The sequence below is a fragment of the Pseudomonas sp. S2_E02 genome (assembly GCF_054668355.1).
This window is the reverse complement of the sequence record NZ_CP162761.1, coordinates 2,984,928-3,002,228: the sequence shown is the minus strand read 5'-3', so window position 1 is coordinate 3,002,228 and position 17,301 is coordinate 2,984,928. Positions and strand designations below refer to the sequence as shown.

Annotated in this window: 20 protein-coding genes; 17 read left to right on the top strand and 3 right to left on the bottom strand. The window is 57.6% G+C overall.

Features of this window, described 5'->3' with window-relative positions:
* Positions 1-10: 10 nt before the first annotated feature.
* Complete coding sequence (locus tag AB4O01_RS13495) at positions 11-928, bottom strand: putative 2-dehydropantoate 2-reductase (RefSeq protein ID WP_460092036.1); 918 nt, start codon at positions 926-928, stop codon at positions 11-13.
* Between the two features lie 140 nt (positions 929-1,068).
* Here AB4O01_RS13495 and AB4O01_RS13490 point away from each other — a divergent pair, with 140 nt between their 5' ends.
* Both AB4O01_RS13490 and AB4O01_RS13485 read left to right on the top strand, forming a co-directional pair.
* Positions 1,069-1,554 carry a YajQ family cyclic di-GMP-binding protein gene (locus AB4O01_RS13490; protein WP_007912755.1) on the top strand — a complete coding sequence of 162 codons (486 nt, stop codon included), beginning with the start codon at positions 1,069-1,071 and terminating at the stop codon, positions 1,552-1,554.
* Between the two features lie 181 nt (positions 1,555-1,735).
* Positions 1,736-2,578 (top strand): mechanosensitive ion channel family protein, encoded by an 843-nt coding sequence (locus tag AB4O01_RS13485; RefSeq protein ID WP_034153426.1) that lies wholly within the window; start codon positions 1,736-1,738, stop codon positions 2,576-2,578.
* A 117-nt stretch (positions 2,579-2,695) separates the two neighbouring features.
* Here AB4O01_RS13485 and AB4O01_RS13480 read toward each other — a convergent pair whose 3' ends face one another.
* Positions 2,696-4,060 (bottom strand): OprD family porin, encoded by a 1,365-nt coding sequence (locus tag AB4O01_RS13480; RefSeq protein WP_460092035.1) that lies wholly within the window; start codon positions 4,058-4,060, stop codon positions 2,696-2,698.
* Positions 4,061-4,951: 891 nt separating this feature from the next.
* On the opposite strand from AB4O01_RS13480, the gene AB4O01_RS13475 reads away from it, so the two are divergent.
* Together AB4O01_RS13475 and AB4O01_RS13470 are read left to right on the top strand one after the other, a co-directional pair.
* On the top strand, positions 4,952-5,377 hold the full coding sequence (locus AB4O01_RS13475) for an HIT domain-containing protein (RefSeq protein ID WP_460092265.1): 426 nt from the start codon (positions 4,952-4,954) through the stop codon (positions 5,375-5,377).
* Between the two features lie 3 nt (positions 5,378-5,380).
* Complete coding sequence (locus AB4O01_RS13470; protein WP_093430493.1) at positions 5,381-5,587, top strand: SlyX family protein; 207 nt, start codon at positions 5,381-5,383, stop codon at positions 5,585-5,587.
* Between the two features lie 83 nt (positions 5,588-5,670).
* On the opposite strand, the gene AB4O01_RS13465 is transcribed toward AB4O01_RS13470, so the two are convergent.
* Entirely contained in the window at positions 5,671-6,273 is a 603-nt protein-coding gene (locus AB4O01_RS13465; protein WP_007912746.1) for a cold-shock protein, read from the bottom strand.
* 312 nt (positions 6,274-6,585) lie between these two features.
* Between AB4O01_RS13465 and AB4O01_RS13460 the strand changes: the two genes are divergently transcribed.
* The 13 genes from AB4O01_RS13460 (at position 6,586) to tolB (ending at position 17,292) form a co-directional block, all read left to right on the top strand.
* Entirely contained in the window at positions 6,586-7,056 is a 471-nt protein-coding gene (locus AB4O01_RS13460; protein WP_038366640.1) for a Dps family protein, read from the top strand.
* Between the two features lie 184 nt (positions 7,057-7,240).
* Positions 7,241-7,579 (top strand): ribbon-helix-helix domain-containing protein, encoded by a 339-nt coding sequence (locus tag AB4O01_RS13455; protein WP_186623888.1) that lies wholly within the window; start codon positions 7,241-7,243, stop codon positions 7,577-7,579.
* Between the two features lie 131 nt (positions 7,580-7,710).
* Positions 7,711-7,932: an FmdB family zinc ribbon protein gene (locus AB4O01_RS13450; protein ID WP_093430491.1), complete on the top strand. Its 222-nt coding sequence runs from the start codon at positions 7,711-7,713 to the stop codon at positions 7,930-7,932.
* 100 nt (positions 7,933-8,032) lie between these two features.
* The gene (aspS, locus tag AB4O01_RS13445) at positions 8,033-9,808 is read left to right on the top strand and encodes an aspartate--tRNA ligase (protein ID WP_093430490.1); all 1,776 of its coding nucleotides are present in this window, start codon (positions 8,033-8,035) and stop codon (positions 9,806-9,808) included.
* Positions 9,809-9,938: 130 nt separating this feature from the next.
* Positions 9,939-10,685, top strand: coding sequence for a YebC/PmpR family DNA-binding transcriptional regulator (locus AB4O01_RS13440; protein WP_460092034.1), 747 nt, complete (start codon positions 9,939-9,941; stop codon positions 10,683-10,685).
* Positions 10,686-10,843: 158 nt separating this feature from the next.
* The gene (gene ruvC / locus AB4O01_RS13435; RefSeq protein ID WP_007962095.1) at positions 10,844-11,371 is read left to right on the top strand and encodes a crossover junction endodeoxyribonuclease RuvC; all 528 of its coding nucleotides are present in this window, start codon (positions 10,844-10,846) and stop codon (positions 11,369-11,371) included.
* Positions 11,372-11,485: 114 nt separating this feature from the next.
* Entirely contained in the window at positions 11,486-12,094 is a 609-nt protein-coding gene (gene ruvA, locus AB4O01_RS13430) for a Holliday junction branch migration protein RuvA (protein WP_034153418.1), read from the top strand.
* A complete protein-coding gene (gene ruvB, locus AB4O01_RS13425; protein WP_007912736.1) occupies positions 12,095-13,156 on the top strand; it encodes a Holliday junction branch migration DNA helicase RuvB in 1,062 nt (353 codons plus the stop codon). It begins immediately after the preceding gene.
* A gap of 127 nt (positions 13,157-13,283) precedes the next feature.
* A complete protein-coding gene (gene ybgC, locus AB4O01_RS13420) occupies positions 13,284-13,751 on the top strand; it encodes a tol-pal system-associated acyl-CoA thioesterase (protein WP_460092032.1) in 468 nt (155 codons plus the stop codon).
* The gene (tolQ, locus tag AB4O01_RS13415; RefSeq protein ID WP_008080223.1) at positions 13,741-14,436 is read left to right on the top strand and encodes a protein TolQ; all 696 of its coding nucleotides are present in this window, start codon (positions 13,741-13,743) and stop codon (positions 14,434-14,436) included. The genes ybgC and tolQ overlap by 11 nt, the downstream gene beginning before the upstream one ends.
* Before the next feature lie 23 nt (positions 14,437-14,459).
* Positions 14,460-14,912 carry a protein TolR gene (tolR, locus tag AB4O01_RS13410; RefSeq protein WP_161806672.1) on the top strand — a complete coding sequence of 151 codons (453 nt, stop codon included), beginning with the start codon at positions 14,460-14,462 and terminating at the stop codon, positions 14,910-14,912.
* A complete protein-coding gene (gene tolA, locus AB4O01_RS13405) occupies positions 14,912-15,994 on the top strand; it encodes a cell envelope integrity protein TolA (RefSeq protein ID WP_093430487.1) in 1,083 nt (360 codons plus the stop codon). Before tolR ends, tolA begins: the two co-directional genes overlap by 1 nt.
* Before the next feature lie 53 nt (positions 15,995-16,047).
* Complete coding sequence (tolB, locus tag AB4O01_RS13400; protein WP_042705025.1) at positions 16,048-17,292, top strand: Tol-Pal system beta propeller repeat protein TolB; 1,245 nt, start codon at positions 16,048-16,050, stop codon at positions 17,290-17,292.
* Positions 17,293-17,301: the final 9 nt, after the last annotated feature.

Below are 17,301 nucleotides of genomic sequence, written 5' to 3'. Positions count from 1 at the left end.
TAGCCGCTGCTCAGTCGCTGGGCAATCCGAGGCTGTGCAGATGAGCGACCAGTCGTTGCTGCAATCGATTGAGGTGCGGCAGGTTCAACTGGTGGCGCGTGGCGACTTTGCAGGCGTGGCCCAACAGATAGCTGATTTCGGTGCGGCGCTGGTTGGCGACGTCCTGATACATCGACGAGTAATTGGCAGCCGTAGCGTGGATCACCCGTTCGACTTCCTGTTGCAGGTTGTCGGCGGCGGCGGGTTGGCCGCAGCGCTCGAGCAATTCGGCGAGTTCGGCGCACAGGGTGGCGACTTCGCAATGGTGCTCCTGCAAGCCACCGTTGCGGCAATGGTGCAGCACGGTCAGCGGATTGATCGCGCAGTTGAGCGCCAGTTTGCGCCACAACCGCGTAAGGATATCGGTGCTCCATTCGTGGGGGATCTTTGCCGCGTCCAGATCGTCCAGCCAGATCGGCGCGACCGGATGGCCCGCGTCGCCCAGCCAAGTGAATCCGTGACCGGCGAACACCACACGCCAGTCGCCATCGCGAAAGGCACCCTCGGTGCTTGAAGCGCTGATGCAGCGTGCCAGCGGCACACGGTTGGCGACGGCGTCCTGACTGCCGAGGCCGTTTTGCAGGAGGATCAGTTCGGCGTCCGCAGTCAGCCGTGGGGCGAGGCGGGCGACGGCGCTTTCGGCGTCGTAGGCTTTGCAGGCCACCAGCAAACGGCGGATCGGCTCGGGGCTGTCGGGTGTTTCCCCGGGCACGGCATAGGTGCTGGCCTGACCTTGTTCGACCAGCGTCAATCCGCCCACGGCTTCATAGCTGCGCAAGCGCTTGGCGTCACGCACGATCAGCCGGACCGGCAGGCCGGCCCGCGCCAGACGCGTGGCCCACAATGTGCCGAGGCTGCCGGCGCCAAGAACGTGCCAGGGGGTGGCCATCAGTTTTTTGCTCGATTGCGTACAGGCATGTGCGGCTCGCCGTGTCGGTGGGAAAAGACCCGTTATAATGAGCCCGATTTTAACCGCAAGCCAAGCGCGCTCCATCCATATCGAGCGCGCCTTTTTATTGGAGAGATTACATGCCGTCGTTCGACGTGGTATCCGAACTGGACAAACACGAACTCACCAACGCGGTCGAGAACGCCGTGAAGGAACTCGATCGTCGTTATGACCTGAAAGGCAAAGGCAGCTTCGAGTTCAAGGAAAAGGACCTCACCGTCAGCCTGACTGCTGAAGCCGGGTTCCAGCTGGAAGCGATGATCGAAATCCTCAAGCTGGCGCTGGTCAAGCGCAAGATCGACGTGCAGTGCCTTGAGGTCAAGGACGCTTACGCATCGGGCAAACTGATGAAGCAGGACGCGGTACTCAAGGAAGGCATCGACAAGGAACTGGCGAAGAAAATCGTCGGCCACATCAAGGACGCCAAACTGAAAGTGCAGGCCGCCATTCAAGGCGAGCAGGTACGCGTGACCGGCAAGAAGCGTGATGACCTGCAAGAGGCCATCGCGGCCCTGCGGGCCAAGGAATTCGGCATGCCCCTGCAGTTCAACAACTTCCGCGACTAAGCTCGGTCAGATGATCTGTGGGAGCGAGCCTGCTCGCGAAGGCGGTGTGTCAGTCAACTCATTGCTGAATGACACGGCGCCTTCGCGAGCAGGCTCGCTCCCACATTGTTTTGTGTACACCCGGCGGGTTTCTGCCGCTTATTTTTCGCGTGCCGAATGGCCGGAAATCAGGAGATAGAACATGGATTTGAATGCTGAGGTGGACAACCTGGTCAAGGCATCCCAGGCGTGGATTCCGATGATCATGGAATACGGCAGCCGCGTGCTGCTGGCAGTGATCACGCTGGCCATCGGCTGGTGGCTGATCAACAAGGTCACGCAAAAACTCGGTGGTCTGCTGGCCCTGCGTAATGCCGATCTGGCGCTGCAAGGCTTTATCAGCAGCCTGGCGAACATCATTCTCAAAGTGCTGCTGATTGTCAGCGTCGCTTCGATGATCGGCGTTGAAACTACCTCCTTCGTTGCTGCGATCGGTGCGGCCGGTCTGGCAATCGGCTTGGCGTTGCAGGGCAGTCTGGCGAACTTCGCCGGTGGCGTGCTGATTCTGCTGTTCCGTCCGTTCCGTATCGGTGACTGGATCGAGGCGCAAGGCGTATCGGGTACGGTCGACAGCATCCAGATTTTCCACACCGTACTGCGTACTGGCGACAACAAAACCATCATCGTACCGAACGGCAACCTGTCGAACGGCATCATCACCAACACCAACCGTCAGCCGACTCGCAAGGTCGTGTTTGATGTCGGCGTTGATTACGAAGCCGATCTGCAGAAGGCCCGTCAGGTGCTGCTGGATCTGGCCAAGGATGAGCGTGTGTTGCAGGATCCTGCACCTCAGGCCGTGATTTCGACATTGGGCGACAGTTCGATCACTGTTTCCCTGCGTGTGTGGGTGAAAACTGCAGACTACTGGGACGTGATGTTCATGTTTAACGAACAGTCGCGTGACCGTTTAAAAACTGCCGGCATTGATATTCCTTTTCCACAACGGGTGATTCGCGTGGTACAGGAATCGGCAACACAATGATAGGTTGCTAATTAAATGCCTGACTTGTTGGTCAGGCATTTATTACAAGTGACAGATAACAAAAAAGGCCCATCCGAAGATGGGCCTTTTTCATTCAACCAAACTAACCACTGACGATTACAAGATGTTCAGTGGGTATTCGGTGATCAGACGGAACTCTTTGATATCGCCTTCGCCTTGGTCAGCGTTGGCAGTGTGCCAGGCTTGACGAATGCGGAAGGACAGGTCTTTAGCCGGGCCAGACTGAACAACATACTTGGCTTCGAAGTTGGTTTCGTGGTGTTTGCCATCTTCACCGTACAGCGGAGCGCCAGTGCTGGTGCGGTATTGGCTGTTTGCAGCCAGACCGGTACCGTCAATGTCCCAACCTTTAACGTAACGAACCATGAAGCTCAGGCCTGGAACGCCGTACTCGGCCATTTTCAGGTCGTAACGGGCTTGCACGGATTTCTCGCCAGGACCGTTGAAGTCAGAGTACTGGATGGAGTTGGCGAGGAAGATCGAGTCGCCACCACGGTTGTTTTTACCCACACCGACGTAGTCGAACGGGGTATCGCCGTTGACCTTCTGGAAGGCCAGGGTGAAGGTGTGTGCTTTCAGGAACGACAGCGCGGTTGCCAGGGAGAAGGCAGTGTTGCTGATGTCACCCGCCAGCTTGTCACCGGTGTCGGTGGTGCGGTAGATGTTGAAGTCAGTGTTCAGCGAAGTGTCGCCACCGAATGGAGTGGTGAGGTTCACGTTGGCGTAGTACTGGTTCCAGATGTCTTCCAGTTTGGCGCCGTAGAGCGATGCGCTCAGGTTTTCGGTGATGCCGTATTTGCCACCGAAATAGTCGATGGTCTTGGCTTCCTGGCCTGCGTAGTTAGCGTACAGGCCGCCATCACGGGCGTTTTTGTCCTGGCTGGTCGCCGAGTAGAAGTGACCGGCTTCGAGGTCAAGGTCTTTGACTTCGCTGCTCTGCAGCTGGAAGCCGCTGGCAGATTGAGGAATGACGCGGGAACCACCGACAGCGAACACTGGAGCTGTGCTTGGCTGTTGGTCACCGATTTTCAATTCGGTTTTGGAGATGCGGAATTTAACGGCAGCACCGGCTTTACCTTGGCTGTCGTTAACGTCGTGAGCATAGCCGTTAGCCTTCAGAGTGTCGCTGCGGCTCATGTTGCCAGTGCCGGAAGTGCCGTCACCGCCATCCAGTTTGATCGCCAGGTAACCGAATGCATCGATACCTACGCCGACAGTACCTTGGGTGTAACCGGAGGTGAAATTACCCAGAAAGCCTTGGGTCCAGTCTTTCTGATCATGGCCACCGTCTTTATTGTCGCGGTTGAAGTAGTAGTTCTTCAACGTCTCGGTGAGTTTCGCGTCTTCAACAAAACCTTTGGCTTCTGCCTGGTCACTAACAAACGGGGCGGCCGTAGCCACTTGAGTACTGGCGGCTGCAGCAACTGCCAGTGCGATCATGCTCCACTTCATCACGCGCATCGTGATTTGCTCCTTTGGTTTTAGAAGAGTACTGCCGTCCCACCTGTTTTATTATCTGGGCGGCTCTTTCTTTTTGTGTCGGCGCAAACTTATATCACGCCGACAATGTTGGCGATACTTGCTATTCCAACCTTTCAGCTTCTTTACGACGGTGTCGCAAATGGCGTGGTGGATGTCGCAAATTCACAGTACCGACGCAGCCGGACTGACAACTTTCTCGCTGTTTATGGGCCTTTTTGCATCGGTAAAAAAGAGTCCCTGGCAAAACACTTGAATCTCCATCGGGCAACCCTGCCACTGTTTTTATGGGGCTTAAGGCATCCACTTCCGGTGGTGCGCTTATAGTCCATATGGGTACGAATGCAACAAGCGTGCACAAACCGCAATTTCGTTGCGGTTATTTCTCTGAACACCCGCCTGCGCTTGTGAAAACCTTGTGAAAGCTGGGCTTCAAGCCTGATTTTTTCTGTGCTTGACGCCATTCCTCCTATGGTGTTGCCACACCGAGAAACGCGCGTGACAACCAAAAACGTTACCGGTTCACCCCGCCAGTGAGTATTTGGCGGATGCCCGACGCAGTGAGCGTAGACGCACTGTGCGGTTTTGGTGCAAAAAAATTTACAGCTGTTCTGAATTCATACAGCTTGAAGGGGCATGACGCTGCACGTCTCTGCTGATTCTGGTCATTTTTTTGCGCTGAACGTCGATGTTGGTTCCGTGCTGGTGCGTCGCGCTCGCAAATGTCACATCTCGGGGCGTTGGCAGAGCGTCGGGGTTCACCGTCGTCGTGAAGGCTGGCGCATTCGCAGGTATGCTGCCGTCCTGTCGCTTGGTGCGCTGCCCATCGGGATGGCCGCTAAGCTGAATAATGATCAGCCGGGAGTGCGCGCAGTGTTTGCTTTAGATTCACGACTTCAACAGGACACGCTGACGATCGGTGATTTCCCTCTCTGCCGACTGCTGTTGTCCAATGATGCCAATTACCCTTGGTTCATTCTGGTGCCTCGTCGCGACGATATCAGTGAGTTGTTTCAGTTGGATGTCGCCGATCAACAGCAGTTTTGGCAGGAAACCACCGCGCTGGCTGAGCTGCTCAAGGATCTGTTCGATGCCGACAAAATGAACGTCGCGACCTTGGGTAACGTTGTCAGTCAGTTGCACATGCATGTGATTGTGCGCAAACGTGACGACGCAGCCTGGCCGGCGCCGGTCTGGGGCAAACACCCGGCCAAGCCTTACAGTACCGAGCAGGTCGCTGCCATTCGCGAACGGTTGCGACTGGTGTTGACCGAGCATTTCAGCTTTGTGGAGGACTGAGTCATGAATCTGGAAGAACGTGTTACCGATCTGGAAAGTCGTCTGGCGTTTCAGGATGACACCATTCAGTCGTTGAACGACGTGCTGGTGGCGCAGCAGCGCGTGGTCGAGCGCCTGCAATTGCAGATGGCGGCGCTGCTCAAGCGTCAGGAAGAGATGGTCGGCCAGTTCGAGTCCTTCGAGGATGAGGCGCCACCGCCACATTACTGAGACAGGACTGAGGCAGACACTTTTCCATCAGGCATAAAAAAACCGCGAACAGCACGCTGCTCGCGGTTTTTTATTGCCTTGGATCAGCGACGCGGCAGCGCGGCGATCACGTCCTCGGCTTGCAGGCCTTTGTCCCGGTTCATTACCGAGAACTCCACGCGCTGGCCTTCGACCAGGACGCGGTGACCTTCGCCACGGATCGCGCGAAAGTGCACGAAGATATCATCGCCGGAATCGCGGGAGATAAAGCCGAAGCCTTTGGAGGTGTTGAACCACTTGACGGTACCGGTATCACGATTGGTCATGTCATAGCTGGTTGGAGCAGCAGCCGGTGAAGAACGATAGAAGCTGACGGCCAGGTGCAGGACCACGGCAACCAGCGCGATCACCAGAGTGAACAGCACGGCTGGCTGACCGGCGATGACGGGCATCGGGGCGATCAGGGTCAAGGTTTGCAGGACGACGGTCAGTACCAGCAGCGCGCTGACCAGGTTTTGCAGATGCTGACGAGGGCCTTTGTTCCAGAAAGGAATCACTGGAGCAATCACCAGGTTCAGCAGGCCGAAAAAGGCCAGGTAAAGTGCATCGGGTTGTTGCAGGTAGGGAACGGCTTCGGATTTCAAGCTGGGTATGAACGACAGCAGCAATGCCGCTGCGCCCATTAACAGGTGGACGATTTTCAACATTTTGATTGGCTCACGTTTATGACGGCTCACAAGGAAGAGCTGAAGGCGCACGGTTCGCTTCGGAACAAAATAAGAGGCGGTGGACACGTTCACGGCATCAGCCTATGCGCAACGCCCCGAAAAATGGGGCATGGCGACACACTGCCTATTTAACAGCAAAGCCTGCGGCTACTCAAATCAGCCCGGCCAGCGGCATCGTCTCGGTCGATTTGTCGCAGTGTGTGCACCCGATCAGGGCTGCGGGGTGTCGGCAGGCTTGCTAGAGTGGGTCTGCACCTGTTGGATGAATTCAATCGCCGTTAGGGGGTAAACATGGCAATCGATATCGGTATCAGTGAAGAAGATCGCAAATCCATCGTCGAAGGCTTGTCGCGTCTGCTGTCGGACACCTACGTGCTGTATCTGAAAACCCACAACTTCCACTGGAACGTCACCGGCCCGATGTTTCGTACGCTGCATTTGATGTTCGAAGAGCAATACAACGAGCTGGCGCTGGCCGTAGATTCGATCGCCGAGCGTATTCGCGCATTGGGCTTTCCGGCGCCGGGCGCCTATGCCACGTACGCGCGCCTTTCGTCTATCAAGGAAGAGGTGGGCGTGCCGAGTGCCGAAGATATGATCAAACAATTGGTCGATGGTCAGGAAGCCGTGACCCGCACGGCCCGTGGGATCTTCCCGCTGCTCGACAAGGTCAGCGATGAACCGACCGCAGACCTGCTGACCCAGCGCATGCAGGTTCACGAAAAAACGGCGTGGATGCTGCGCTCGCTGCTGGAGGCGTAATCCCCCTGGCGCGCGGGCCCGCCAGCGGTGCTCGTGCGCTGTCCGCAATCCTACCTGTGTCGTTGGCTTATCCTACGGTGTCGGTCAATAAGTCGTCTGGCTATAACTTTGTGTCTGCGCTTTTATGAAAGCCACAGGATGTGACTTTTCAAACAAGCAGAGATGGCAAAGGAGTGTCACCGATATGGCAGAGGGAGACAGGCGAGGCGACAGGATTGTCGGCTTGCCCCATGAGTTGAAAGTTGATCCGTTCGTCACCGAGTTCGACATGGCACTGGTTCAGCCATCGTCACGATCCGTGCGTCTGAACGGTTATGCGACCTGCCTGCGGCTGGAGCGGGTCTACTGGAACATCCTCGGCAATATGGCCGCAGATAACTGCTGTTCGATCAGCTCGTTGTTGTCCCACGTTGACCGCGAAGTGCATCTGCGTCACGGCGGGGTGAGAAATTTCAGCGCGCTGGTGCGGGTGGTGTGCGTCATGAACGGCGTCAAGCAGGCAGCAACTGCCGAATCGCTCTGAAACGGCGGTTGCAAACGAGGTCTCGGCCTGTGCAGTCTTACGGCTGCACAGGCCGCATTTAATCGATATAATCCCGCTCTTTCGCCGCAAAGCCCTGCGCGCGGTGGCAATCTGATCGCCGAGACACCCCCATGCCGATGTACGATTACCAATGTGCTTCCTGTGGTCATCAGTTGGAAGCCATTCAAAAGATCAGCGATGCACCGCTGGTCGACTGCCCTGCCTGCCAGGCGCCAGAGCTCAAGAAACAGCTGTCCATGCCAGGCTTTCGCCTCAGCGGCAGCGGTTGGTACGAAACCGATTTCAAGACCGGGACGAAGAAGAATCTGGCCGGTGGTGACAAATCTGACTAGGGTTCAACCCCAGGTTGAACGACACGCGTGAGTTTCCGCATTGCTTTGAAAGCAACGGGATCTCCACCGAATATCGAATGACGAGAAGCGAACCATTATCATGATGCGCAGCCACTATTGCGGCCAACTGAACGAAAGCCTGGAAGGCCAGGAAATTACCCTTTGCGGATGGGTTCACCGTCGCCGCGACCACGGCGGGGTGATTTTCCTCGATATCCGTGATCGTGACGGTCTGGCCCAGGTGGTATTCGATCCGGATCGCGCCGAGAGCTTCGCCGCTGCCGATCGCGTGCGCAGCGAGTACGTCGTGAAGATCACCGGCAAGGTGCGTCTGCGTCCGGCCGGTGCGACCAACGCCAACATGGCGTCGGGCATGATCGAAGTGCTGGGTTATGAACTGGAAGTGCTGAACGAGTCGGAAACTCCGCCGTTCCCGCTGAACGAGTTCTCCGACGTTGGTGAAGAAACCCGTCTGCGTTATCGTTTCCTCGACCTGCGTCGTCCGGAAATGGCCGAGAAGCTGCGTCTGCGCTCGCGCATGACCACCAGCATCCGTCGCTTCCTCGACGAGAACGGCTTCCTCGACGTTGAAACGCCTATCCTGACCCGTGCCACCCCTGAAGGTGCGCGTGACTATCTGGTGCCAAGCCGTACCCACGCCGGTTCGTTCTTCGCCCTGCCGCAATCGCCACAGCTGTTCAAGCAACTGCTGATGGTTGCCGGTTTCGACCGTTATTACCAGATCGCCAAGTGCTTCCGCGACGAAGACCTGCGTGCTGACCGTCAGCCTGAATTCACCCAGATCGACATCGAGACCAGCTTCCTCGATGAAAAAGAGATCATGGGCCTGACTGAGGAAATGATCCGCAACCTGTTCAAGGAAGTGCTGGGTCTGGAATTCGGCGATTTCCCGCACATGACTTTCGAAGAAGCCATGCGCCGCTACGGTTCCGACAAGCCAGACCTGCGTAACCCGCTGGAACTGGTCGACGTTGCCGATCAACTGAAAGAAGTTGAATTCAAGGTGTTCAGCGGCCCGGCCAACGATCCGAAATGCCGTATCGCCGCACTGCGCGTTCCAGGCGGGGCGAGCATGCCACGCAAGCAGATCGACGATTACACCAAGTTCGTCGGCATCTACGGTGCCAAGGGCCTGGCGTACATCAAGGTCAACGAGCGCGCTGCCGGTGTTGACGGTCTGCAATCGCCGATCGTGAAAAACATCCCTGAAGACAAGCTCAACGTGATCCTCGATCGCGTTGGCGCAGTCGATGGCGACATCGTGTTCTTCGGCGCCGACAAGGCCAAGATCGTCAGCGAAGCCTTGGGCGCACTGCGCATCAAGCTCGGTCACGACCTCAAGCTGCTGACCTGCGAGTGGGCGCCAATGTGGGTCGTCGACTTCCCGATGTTCGAAGAAAACGACGACGGCAGCTTCTCCGCGTTGCACCACCCGTTCACCGCGCCGAAGTGCTCTCCTGAAGAGCTGGAAGCCAACCCGGCTGGCGCTCTGTCCCGCGCCTACGACATGGTGCTGAACGGCACCGAGCTGGGTGGCGGTTCGATCCGTATCCACCGCAAGGAAATGCAGCAGGCGGTGTTCCGTCTGCTGGGTATCAATGAAGCGGAACAGGAAGAGAAGTTCGGCTTCCTGCTCGACGCGCTGAAGTACGGTGCTCCGCCGCACGGTGGTCTGGCCTTCGGTCTGGACCGTCTGGTGATGCTGATGACCGGCGCCCAGTCGATCCGTGAAGTGATCGCCTTCCCGAAAACCCAGAGTGCTGCCGACGTCATGACGCAAGCGCCGGGTGTGGTGGATGCCAAGGCACTGCGCGAGCTGCACATTCGTTTGCGCGAAACGCCAAAGGCTGAGTAAGACGGGCCTGAAGGCGCATCTTCGGATGCGCCTTTTTTCTTTCTATCAGAGAGCAGGTCGAGATTTTTTTGTTTGCTGGCCGCTGCATGAGCAGGGCGGGCAACGTTTCAAAGAGAATTCGGAGCGAGTTATGGCAGGTCATTCCAAGTGGGCGAACATCAAGCACCGCAAAGAACGTCAGGATGCCAAGAGAGGCAAGATCTTCACCAAGTGGATCCGCGAACTGACCGTTGCGGCCCGTCAGGGCGGCGGTGATCCGGGTTCCAACCCGCGTCTGCGTCTGGCCCTGGACAAGGCGCTGAGCGCGAACATGAGCCGCGACATCATCGACCGTGCCGTGGCGCGCGGCGCTGGTGCCACCGAAGCGGATAACGTTGAAGAGCTGACCTACGAAGGTTACGGCCCGGGCGGCGTGGCGGTGATGGTCGAGTGCATGACCGACAACCGCAACCGTACTGCCGCTGCTGTGCGCCATGCGTTCAGCAAGTGCGGGGGTAACCTCGGCACCGACGGTTCGGTAGCTTACTTGTTCGAGCGCAAAGGCCAGATCAGCTTCGCACCGGGCGTTGATGAGGATGCACTGACCGAAGCGGCGCTGGAAGCCGATGCCGATGACGTGGTCAGCCACGAAGACGGTTCGATCGATGTGTTCACCTCGTTCACCAGTTTCTATGCCGTGCGTAACGCGCTGGAAGCTGCGGGTTTCAAGGGCGATGATGCGGAAATCATCATGCAGCCAACCACCAGTGCCGAACTGGATCTGGAAGGCGCGGAAAAGGTGCTGAAGCTGATCGACATGCTTGAGGATCTGGATGACGTGCAGAACGTTTATTCCAACGCGGATATTCCGGAAGACGTGGCCGCTCAGCTCGGTTAAGAGCGGCTACGATTCAATGTGGGAGCGAGCCTGCTCGCGAAGGCGGATTTTCAGGCAACATCGTTGCTGATGATGAAACCGCTTTCGCGAGCAGGCTCGCTCCCACATTTGTTATGGGTTGATTTGAAAATCGTGCTTTTACCGAATCTGCAGGCGTTATGACTTTAATTCTTGGTATCGACCCCGGTTCGCGCATCACCGGTTACGGGATTGTTCGTGATACCGGACGTGGCGGCTGTATCTATGTGGCATCCGGCTGCATCCGCACTGGTGCGGGCGAGCTGCACGAACGCCTGCAAATCGTCTATCGCGGCGTGCGCGAGATCATCCAGACCTACGGACCGGTGACCATGGGCATCGAAAAGGTGTTTATGGCGAAAAACGCCGACTCGGCGCTGAAGCTGGGGCAGGCGCGCGGTGCAGCGATCGTCGCCGGTGCGGAAGAGTGCCTGGAGATCGCCGAATATACGGCCACGCAGGTCAAGCAAGCCGTGGTCGGCACTGGCGCCGCCAATAAAGAACAAGTGCAGATGATGGTCATGCACATGCTCAAACTCACCAGCAAACCGCAAATCGATGCCTCTGACGCTCTGGCCATTGCCATTTGTCACGCGCACACACGTTCCAGTCTGCTGCCGCACGGTCTGGGAACGGCACGCAGTCGTGGCGGGCGCCTGCGTCTCTGATAGCATCAGCATCAATTTTCCTGAAAGCCGGTTTTTGCGCCTGGGTCGTCGGCCCGAAATCCGCCTTTCGACAGTCGCCAGCCCACGGCTGGCCAACGCTCAAGGATCTGAAACGTGATTGGACGCTTGCGCGGCACCCTGGCTGAGAAACAGCCGCCGCACCTGATTCTGGATGTAAACGGCCTCGGGTATGAGCTGGAAGTGCCCATGACCACCCTTTACCGCCTGCCGTCGGTCGGTGAACCGCTGACCTTGCACACGCATTTGGTCGTACGCGAAGACGCGCAATTACTCTATGGTTTTGCCGGCAAGCGTGAGCGAGACTTTTTTCGCGAGTTGATCCGTCTCAATGGTGTCGGGCCAAAATTGGCCCTGGCCTTGATGTCGAGTCTGGAAGTCGACGAGTTGATCCGCTGCGTGCAGTCTCAGGACACCTCGGCGTTGACCAAGGTGCCGGGTGTCGGCAAGAAAACCGCTGAGCGTCTGCTGGTCGAACTCAAGGATCGCTTCAAGGCCTGGGAAACTACGCCGGCCATGTTCGCGCTGGTACCGAACCAGCCGGATGGCCCGGCGCCGGTCAACACCGCCGAGAACGATGCGGTCAGCGCGCTGATTTCCCTGGGCTACAAGCCGCAGGAAGCGAGCAAGGCGATTACCGCCATCAAGGACAAGAATTTGAGCAGTGAAGACCTGATCCGCCGCGCCCTGAAGGGAATGATTTAAGTGATTGAAGCTGATCGTCTGATCACCGCCGCGCACAGCCCGCGCGAGCGCGAAGAAGTCCAGGACCGCGCCATTCGCCCGGTCAGCCTGGCCGACTACATCGGCCAGCCGACCGTGCGCGAGCAGATGGAGCTGTTCATCCAGGCCGCCCGTGGCCGTAGCGAATCCCTCGACCACACGCTGATCTTCGGCCCGCCAGGTCTGGGTAAAACCACACTGGCCAACATCATCGCTCAGGAAATGGGCGTATCGATCAAGAGCACTTCCGGGCCGGTGCTTGAACGTCCGGGTGATCTGGCGGCGTTGCTGACCAATCTTGAGCCGCACGATGTGTTGTTCATCGACGAAATCCATCGCCTGTCGCCAATCGTTGAAGAAGTGCTGTACCCGGCGATGGAAGATTTCCAACTCGACATCATGATCGGTGAGGGGCCGGCCGCGCGTTCGATCAAGCTCGATTTGCCGCCATTCACGCTGGTCGGCGCGACGACTCGCGCCGGCATGCTGACTAACCCGTTGCGTGACCGCTTCGGTATCGTCCAGCGTCTGGAGTTCTACAGCACGGCTGATCTGGCGACGATTGTCAGCCGTTCCGCGGCCATCCTCGGTCTGCCGCTGGATCCGGAAGGCTCGTTCGAAATCGCGCGCCGCGCCCGGGGCACGCCGCGGATCGCCAACCGTCTACTGCGCCGTGTGCGCGACTTCGCTGAAGTGCGCGCCAAGGGCCATATCACCAAAGCGGTGGCGGACCTGGCTTTGAACCTGCTGGATGTCGACGAACACGGTTTCGATCATCAGGATCGCCGCCTGCTATTGACCATGATCGAGAAGTTCGATGGCGGCCCCGTCGGTATCGACAGCCTCGCCGCTGCAATCAGCGAGGAACGCCACACGATTGAAGATGTGCTGGAGCCGTATCTGATCCAGCAGGGTTACATCATGCGCACTCCACGGGGCAGGGTGGTGACGCGCCATGCGTACCTGCACTTTGGTTTAAACATCCCGTCACGAATGGGTGAAATGCCCGTGGCAGACGAGTTTCTCGATGCCGTGGACGATTGATACACATTTTTTGTCGATTTATTCAGGGTTTGTACGGTCATAGGACGGTACTTTTGCGGTAAAGCCCTGAAACCATGAAAAACAGTTGCCTGGCCGGATTGGCAACCTGAGGAGTAAGCACTAGAGTATGCGCGCGCAAAACGGGCTTGAGTCGTTCGCACATCGTTGTCGCGTTTATTACGAGGACACCGATGCGGGCGGCATCGTGTATTACGTTAATTACCTCAAGTTTATGGAACGGGCTCGAACCGAGCGGCTTCGCGAGCTGGGCTTTGCCCAATCGCAGCTGGCAGGGGAGGACCTGTTGTTTGTCGTGCACTCCAGCGAAGCGCGCTATCACGCGCCGGCGCGACTGGACGATGAACTGCTGGTAAGCGCTGAAGTAATCGAATTGAACCGGGTCAGCCTGCGCTTCAAACAGCAGGTCAGGCGGGCAACGGATAATGTGCTGCTCTGTGAAGGGCAGTTTCTGGTGGCCTGTGTGCGCACTAACAGTTTGAAACCCCGGGCCCTTCCCGAAGATTTGCGTGCGGCCTTCGCCGACGCGGTCGGCCCGGGTACACACTCAAAGCAGGAGATAAAGCGTGGAAGCTAACGTCGTCGACCATTCCTCCATGTGGAGCCTGGTCAGCAATGCCAGCATCGTGGTGCAGTTGGTAATGTTGACCCTGGTGGCCGCATCGGTGACCTCATGGATCATGATCTTTCAGCGCAGCAATCTGCTGCGTGCCGGTCGACGTGCCCTGGAGAGCTTCGAAGAGCGCTTCTGGTCGGGTATCGACCTGTCCAAGCTGTACCGTCAGGCGGGCAGCAACCCGGATCCGGATTCTGGCGTGGAGCAGATCTTCCGTGCCGGCTTCAAGGAATTCTCCCGTCTGCGTCAGCAGCCAGGTGTCGACCCTGAAGCGGTCATGGAAGGTGTGGCCCGTGCCATGCGCGTCGCCATTTCCCGCGAAGAAGAGAAACTCGAGCAGAGCCTGCCATTCCTCGCCACCGTCGGTTCGGTCAGCCCGTACATCGGTCTGTTCGGTACCGTGTGGGGCATCATGAACTCCTTCCGCGGGCTGGCCAGCGCCCAGCAAGCAACCCTGGCCACTGTGGCCCCGGGTATCGCCGAAGCCCTGATCGCCACCGCGATCGGTCTGTTCGCCGCGATCCCTGCGGTTATCGCTTACAACCGTTTCGCCGCTCGCAGCGAAACCTTGCTGGGCCGTTACTACACCTTCGCCGATGAATTCCAGGCGATCCTGCACCGCAAAGTGCACACCAGCGAAGAATAAGCAGGTAATTTCCAATGGCTTTAATCGCTCGAGCTCGCAAAAAGCGCAAGCCGGTTGCCGAGATGAACGTGGTGCCTTACATCGACGTGATGTTGGTGCTGCTGGTTATCTTCATGGTGACCGCGCCGATGCTCAATCAGGGCGTGAAAGTTGATCTGCCCAAGGTTTCCAGCGAAGCCTTGCCGCAGGACAACAACACTCAGGTCCTGACCATTTCGATCAAGGCTGACAAGACCTACTACTGGAACCTTGGCAGCGAAGTCGATACCGAGAAGCAACAGGACAGGGCCATGACTCTGCCTCAAATGACCGACGCGGTGACCAAGATCATTCGTGCCGGCACTGAAGGCGGCAAGCGTACCCAGGTCTTCATCCGCGGTGACAAGACCGTCGACTACGGTTCCGTCATGGGCGCCATGGGCGGGTTGCAGAAAGCCGGGGTCGGTAATGTTGGTTTGATTACCGAGGCCCCCTGATGCAGCAACAGCGAGAGCCGTCCGCCTCGGAAAGCTACTTCTGGCCTAGTGTTCTGGCAATTGTCCTGCACGTGCTGGTGTTCGGCATGCTGTTCGTCAGTTTTGCCTTTACACCAGAGCTGCCGCCGGCCAAACCGATTGTCCAGGCGACCCTCTACCAGCTGAAATCGAAAAGTCAGGCAACCACCCAGACCAATCAGAAGATTGCGGGTGAGGCGAAGAAATCCGCCGCGCGCCAGACCGAAGTCGAGCAGATGGAGCAGAAGAAGGTCGAGCAGGAAGAGATCAAGGCTGCTGCGGAACAAAAGAAAGAAGAAGCGGCTCAAAAAGCCGAGGAAGCCAAGAAGGCCGACGAGTCGAAGAAAGCAGACGAGGCGAAAAAGGCTGACGAAGCCAAAAAAGCCGACGAAGCCAAGAAGACCGCCGAAGCCAAGAAGGCTGAAGAGAAAAAATTGGCTGATATAGCCAAGAAGAAATCTGAAGAAGAAGCGAAAAAGGCTGCTGAAGAAGAGGCCAAGAAAGCCGCTGCTGAAGAAGCCAAGAAAAAGATCGTCGAAGACGCGAAGAAGAAAGCCGCCGAAGACGCCAAGAAGAAAGCTGAAGCTGAAGAGGCGAAGAAGAAAATCGCCGACGAAGCGAAGAAGAAAGCTGCTGCCGATGCTGCGAAGAAGAAAGCGCAGGATGCGGCACGTAAATCGACTGAAGACAAAAAGGCTCAGGCCTTGGCCGATTTGCTTTCCGATACGCCGCAGCGCCAGCAGGCCTTGGCCGATGAGCAGGGTGACGAAGTCGCGGGCAGTTTCGATGACCTGATTCGTGCGCGAGCGGCAGAAGGTTGGGCCCGTCCACCTTCGGCACGCAAAGGCATGACAGTTGTGCTGCAGATCGGCATGTTGCCGGACGGTACGGTGACTTCGGTCAGCGTGGCCAAGTCCAGTGGCGATGGTCCGTTCGATGCGTCGGCAGTCGCGGCAGTGAAGAATATTGGACGTTTGACAGAAATGCAGGGAATGAAGCCGAGCGATTTCGCTCCGTATCGTTCATTCAAGATGACATTCACACCTGAGGATCTAGCCTTGTGAGAAACCTTCTTCGAGGAATGCTGGTCGTGATCTGCTGCATTGCAGGGATCGCGATGGCGGATGAAAAGAACATTCTGGTTACCAGCGGCAGCGATCGGGCTACTCCGATCGCCGTTGTACCATTCGGCATGCAGGGCGGTGCCGTGCTGCCGGACGACATGGCAGAAATCATTGGTAACGATTTGCGCAACTCGGGCTACTACTCGCCGATTCCAAAGCAAAACATGATCAGCCAGCCAAGCCAGCCGAGCGAAATCATCTTCCGTGACTGGAAGGCGGTGGGTGCTCAATACATGATGGTCGGCAGCATTGCGCCAGCCGGCGGTCGCCTGCAGGTGCAGTGGGCACTGTTCAACGTGGCCACCGAACAGAAAGTGGCTGACGGCAGTGTTTCCGGCACCACCGAGCAACTGCGTGACATGGCGCACTTCATCTCCGACCAGTCGTTCCAGAAACTGACCGGTATTGAAGGTGCGTTCTCGACGCGTCTGCTGTACGTGACGGCTGAGCGCTTCTCCGAGAAGAACACCCGTTACACCCTGCAGCGTTCGGACTACGACGGTGCTCGCGCCGTGACCTTGCTGCAATCGCGTGAGCCAATCCTGTCGCCGCGTTTTGCACCGGATGGCAAGCGCATCGCCTACGTGTCGTTCGAGCAGAAGCGCCCACGCATCTTCATGCAGAACATCGACACCGGTCGCCGCGAGCAGATTACCAACTTTGAAGGTCTGAACGGCGCGCCAGCCTGGTCGCCGAACGGTGATCGTCTCGCGTTCGTACTGTCCAAGGACGGTAACCCGGACATCTACGTGATGAATCTGGCTTCGCGCCAGATCACCCGCGTAACCGCAGGCCCGGGCATCAACACCGAACCGTACTGGGGCAAGGATGGCTCGACCATCTACTTCACTTCGGACCGCGGCGGCAAGCCACAGATCTACAAAACCAGCGCCAGTGGCGGTGGTGCCGAGCGTGTGACGTTTGTAGGTAATTACAACGCCAACCCGAAACTTTCGGCTGATGAAAAGACTTTGGTGATGATCCATCGTCAGGATGGCTTCACCAATTTCAAGGTGGCAGCTCAGGATCTGCAGCGAGGGAGTGTAAAGATCCTCACTGATAGCACTCTGGACGAGTCACCTACTGTTGCGCCCAACGGCACCATGGTAATCTACGCCACCCGCCAACAGGGCCGGGGAGTCTTGATGCTCGTGTCCATTAATGGACGCGTTAGGCTCCCGCTTCCTACCGCTCAAGGCGAAGTCAGAGAACCGTCCTGGTCCCCTTACCTGAAGTGAGCGGGCGCT

Excerpts from the sequence above, each read along its gene's own strand:
- AB4O01_RS13495 (WP_460092036.1), bottom strand. The coding sequence starts at position 928 with ATGGCCACCCCCTGGCACGTTCTTGGCGCCGGCAGCCTCGGCACATTG.
- AB4O01_RS13490 (WP_007912755.1), top strand. The coding sequence starts at position 1,069 with ATGCCGTCGTTCGACGTGGTATCCGAACTGGACAAACACGAACTCACC.
- AB4O01_RS13485 (WP_034153426.1), top strand. The coding sequence starts at position 1,736 with ATGGATTTGAATGCTGAGGTGGACAACCTGGTCAAGGCATCCCAGGCG.
- AB4O01_RS13480 (WP_460092035.1), bottom strand. The coding sequence starts at position 4,060 with ATGCGCGTGATGAAGTGGAGCATGATCGCACTGGCAGTTGCTGCAGCC.
- AB4O01_RS13470 (WP_093430493.1), top strand. The coding sequence starts at position 5,381 with ATGAATCTGGAAGAACGTGTTACCGATCTGGAAAGTCGTCTGGCGTTT.
- AB4O01_RS13465 (WP_007912746.1), bottom strand. The coding sequence starts at position 6,273 with ATGTTGAAAATCGTCCACCTGTTAATGGGCGCAGCGGCATTGCTGCTG.
- AB4O01_RS13460 (WP_038366640.1), top strand. The coding sequence starts at position 6,586 with ATGGCAATCGATATCGGTATCAGTGAAGAAGATCGCAAATCCATCGTC.
- AB4O01_RS13455 (WP_186623888.1), top strand. The coding sequence starts at position 7,241 with ATGGCAGAGGGAGACAGGCGAGGCGACAGGATTGTCGGCTTGCCCCAT.
- AB4O01_RS13450 (WP_093430491.1), top strand. The coding sequence starts at position 7,711 with ATGCCGATGTACGATTACCAATGTGCTTCCTGTGGTCATCAGTTGGAA.
- aspS (WP_093430490.1), top strand. The coding sequence starts at position 8,033 with ATGATGCGCAGCCACTATTGCGGCCAACTGAACGAAAGCCTGGAAGGC.
- AB4O01_RS13440 (WP_460092034.1), top strand. The coding sequence starts at position 9,939 with ATGGCAGGTCATTCCAAGTGGGCGAACATCAAGCACCGCAAAGAACGT.
- ruvC (WP_007962095.1), top strand. The coding sequence starts at position 10,844 with ATGACTTTAATTCTTGGTATCGACCCCGGTTCGCGCATCACCGGTTAC.
- ybgC (WP_460092032.1), top strand. The coding sequence starts at position 13,284 with ATGCGCGCGCAAAACGGGCTTGAGTCGTTCGCACATCGTTGTCGCGTT.
- tolA (WP_093430487.1), top strand. The coding sequence starts at position 14,912 with ATGCAGCAACAGCGAGAGCCGTCCGCCTCGGAAAGCTACTTCTGGCCT.
- tolB (WP_042705025.1), top strand. The coding sequence starts at position 16,048 with ATGGCGGATGAAAAGAACATTCTGGTTACCAGCGGCAGCGATCGGGCT.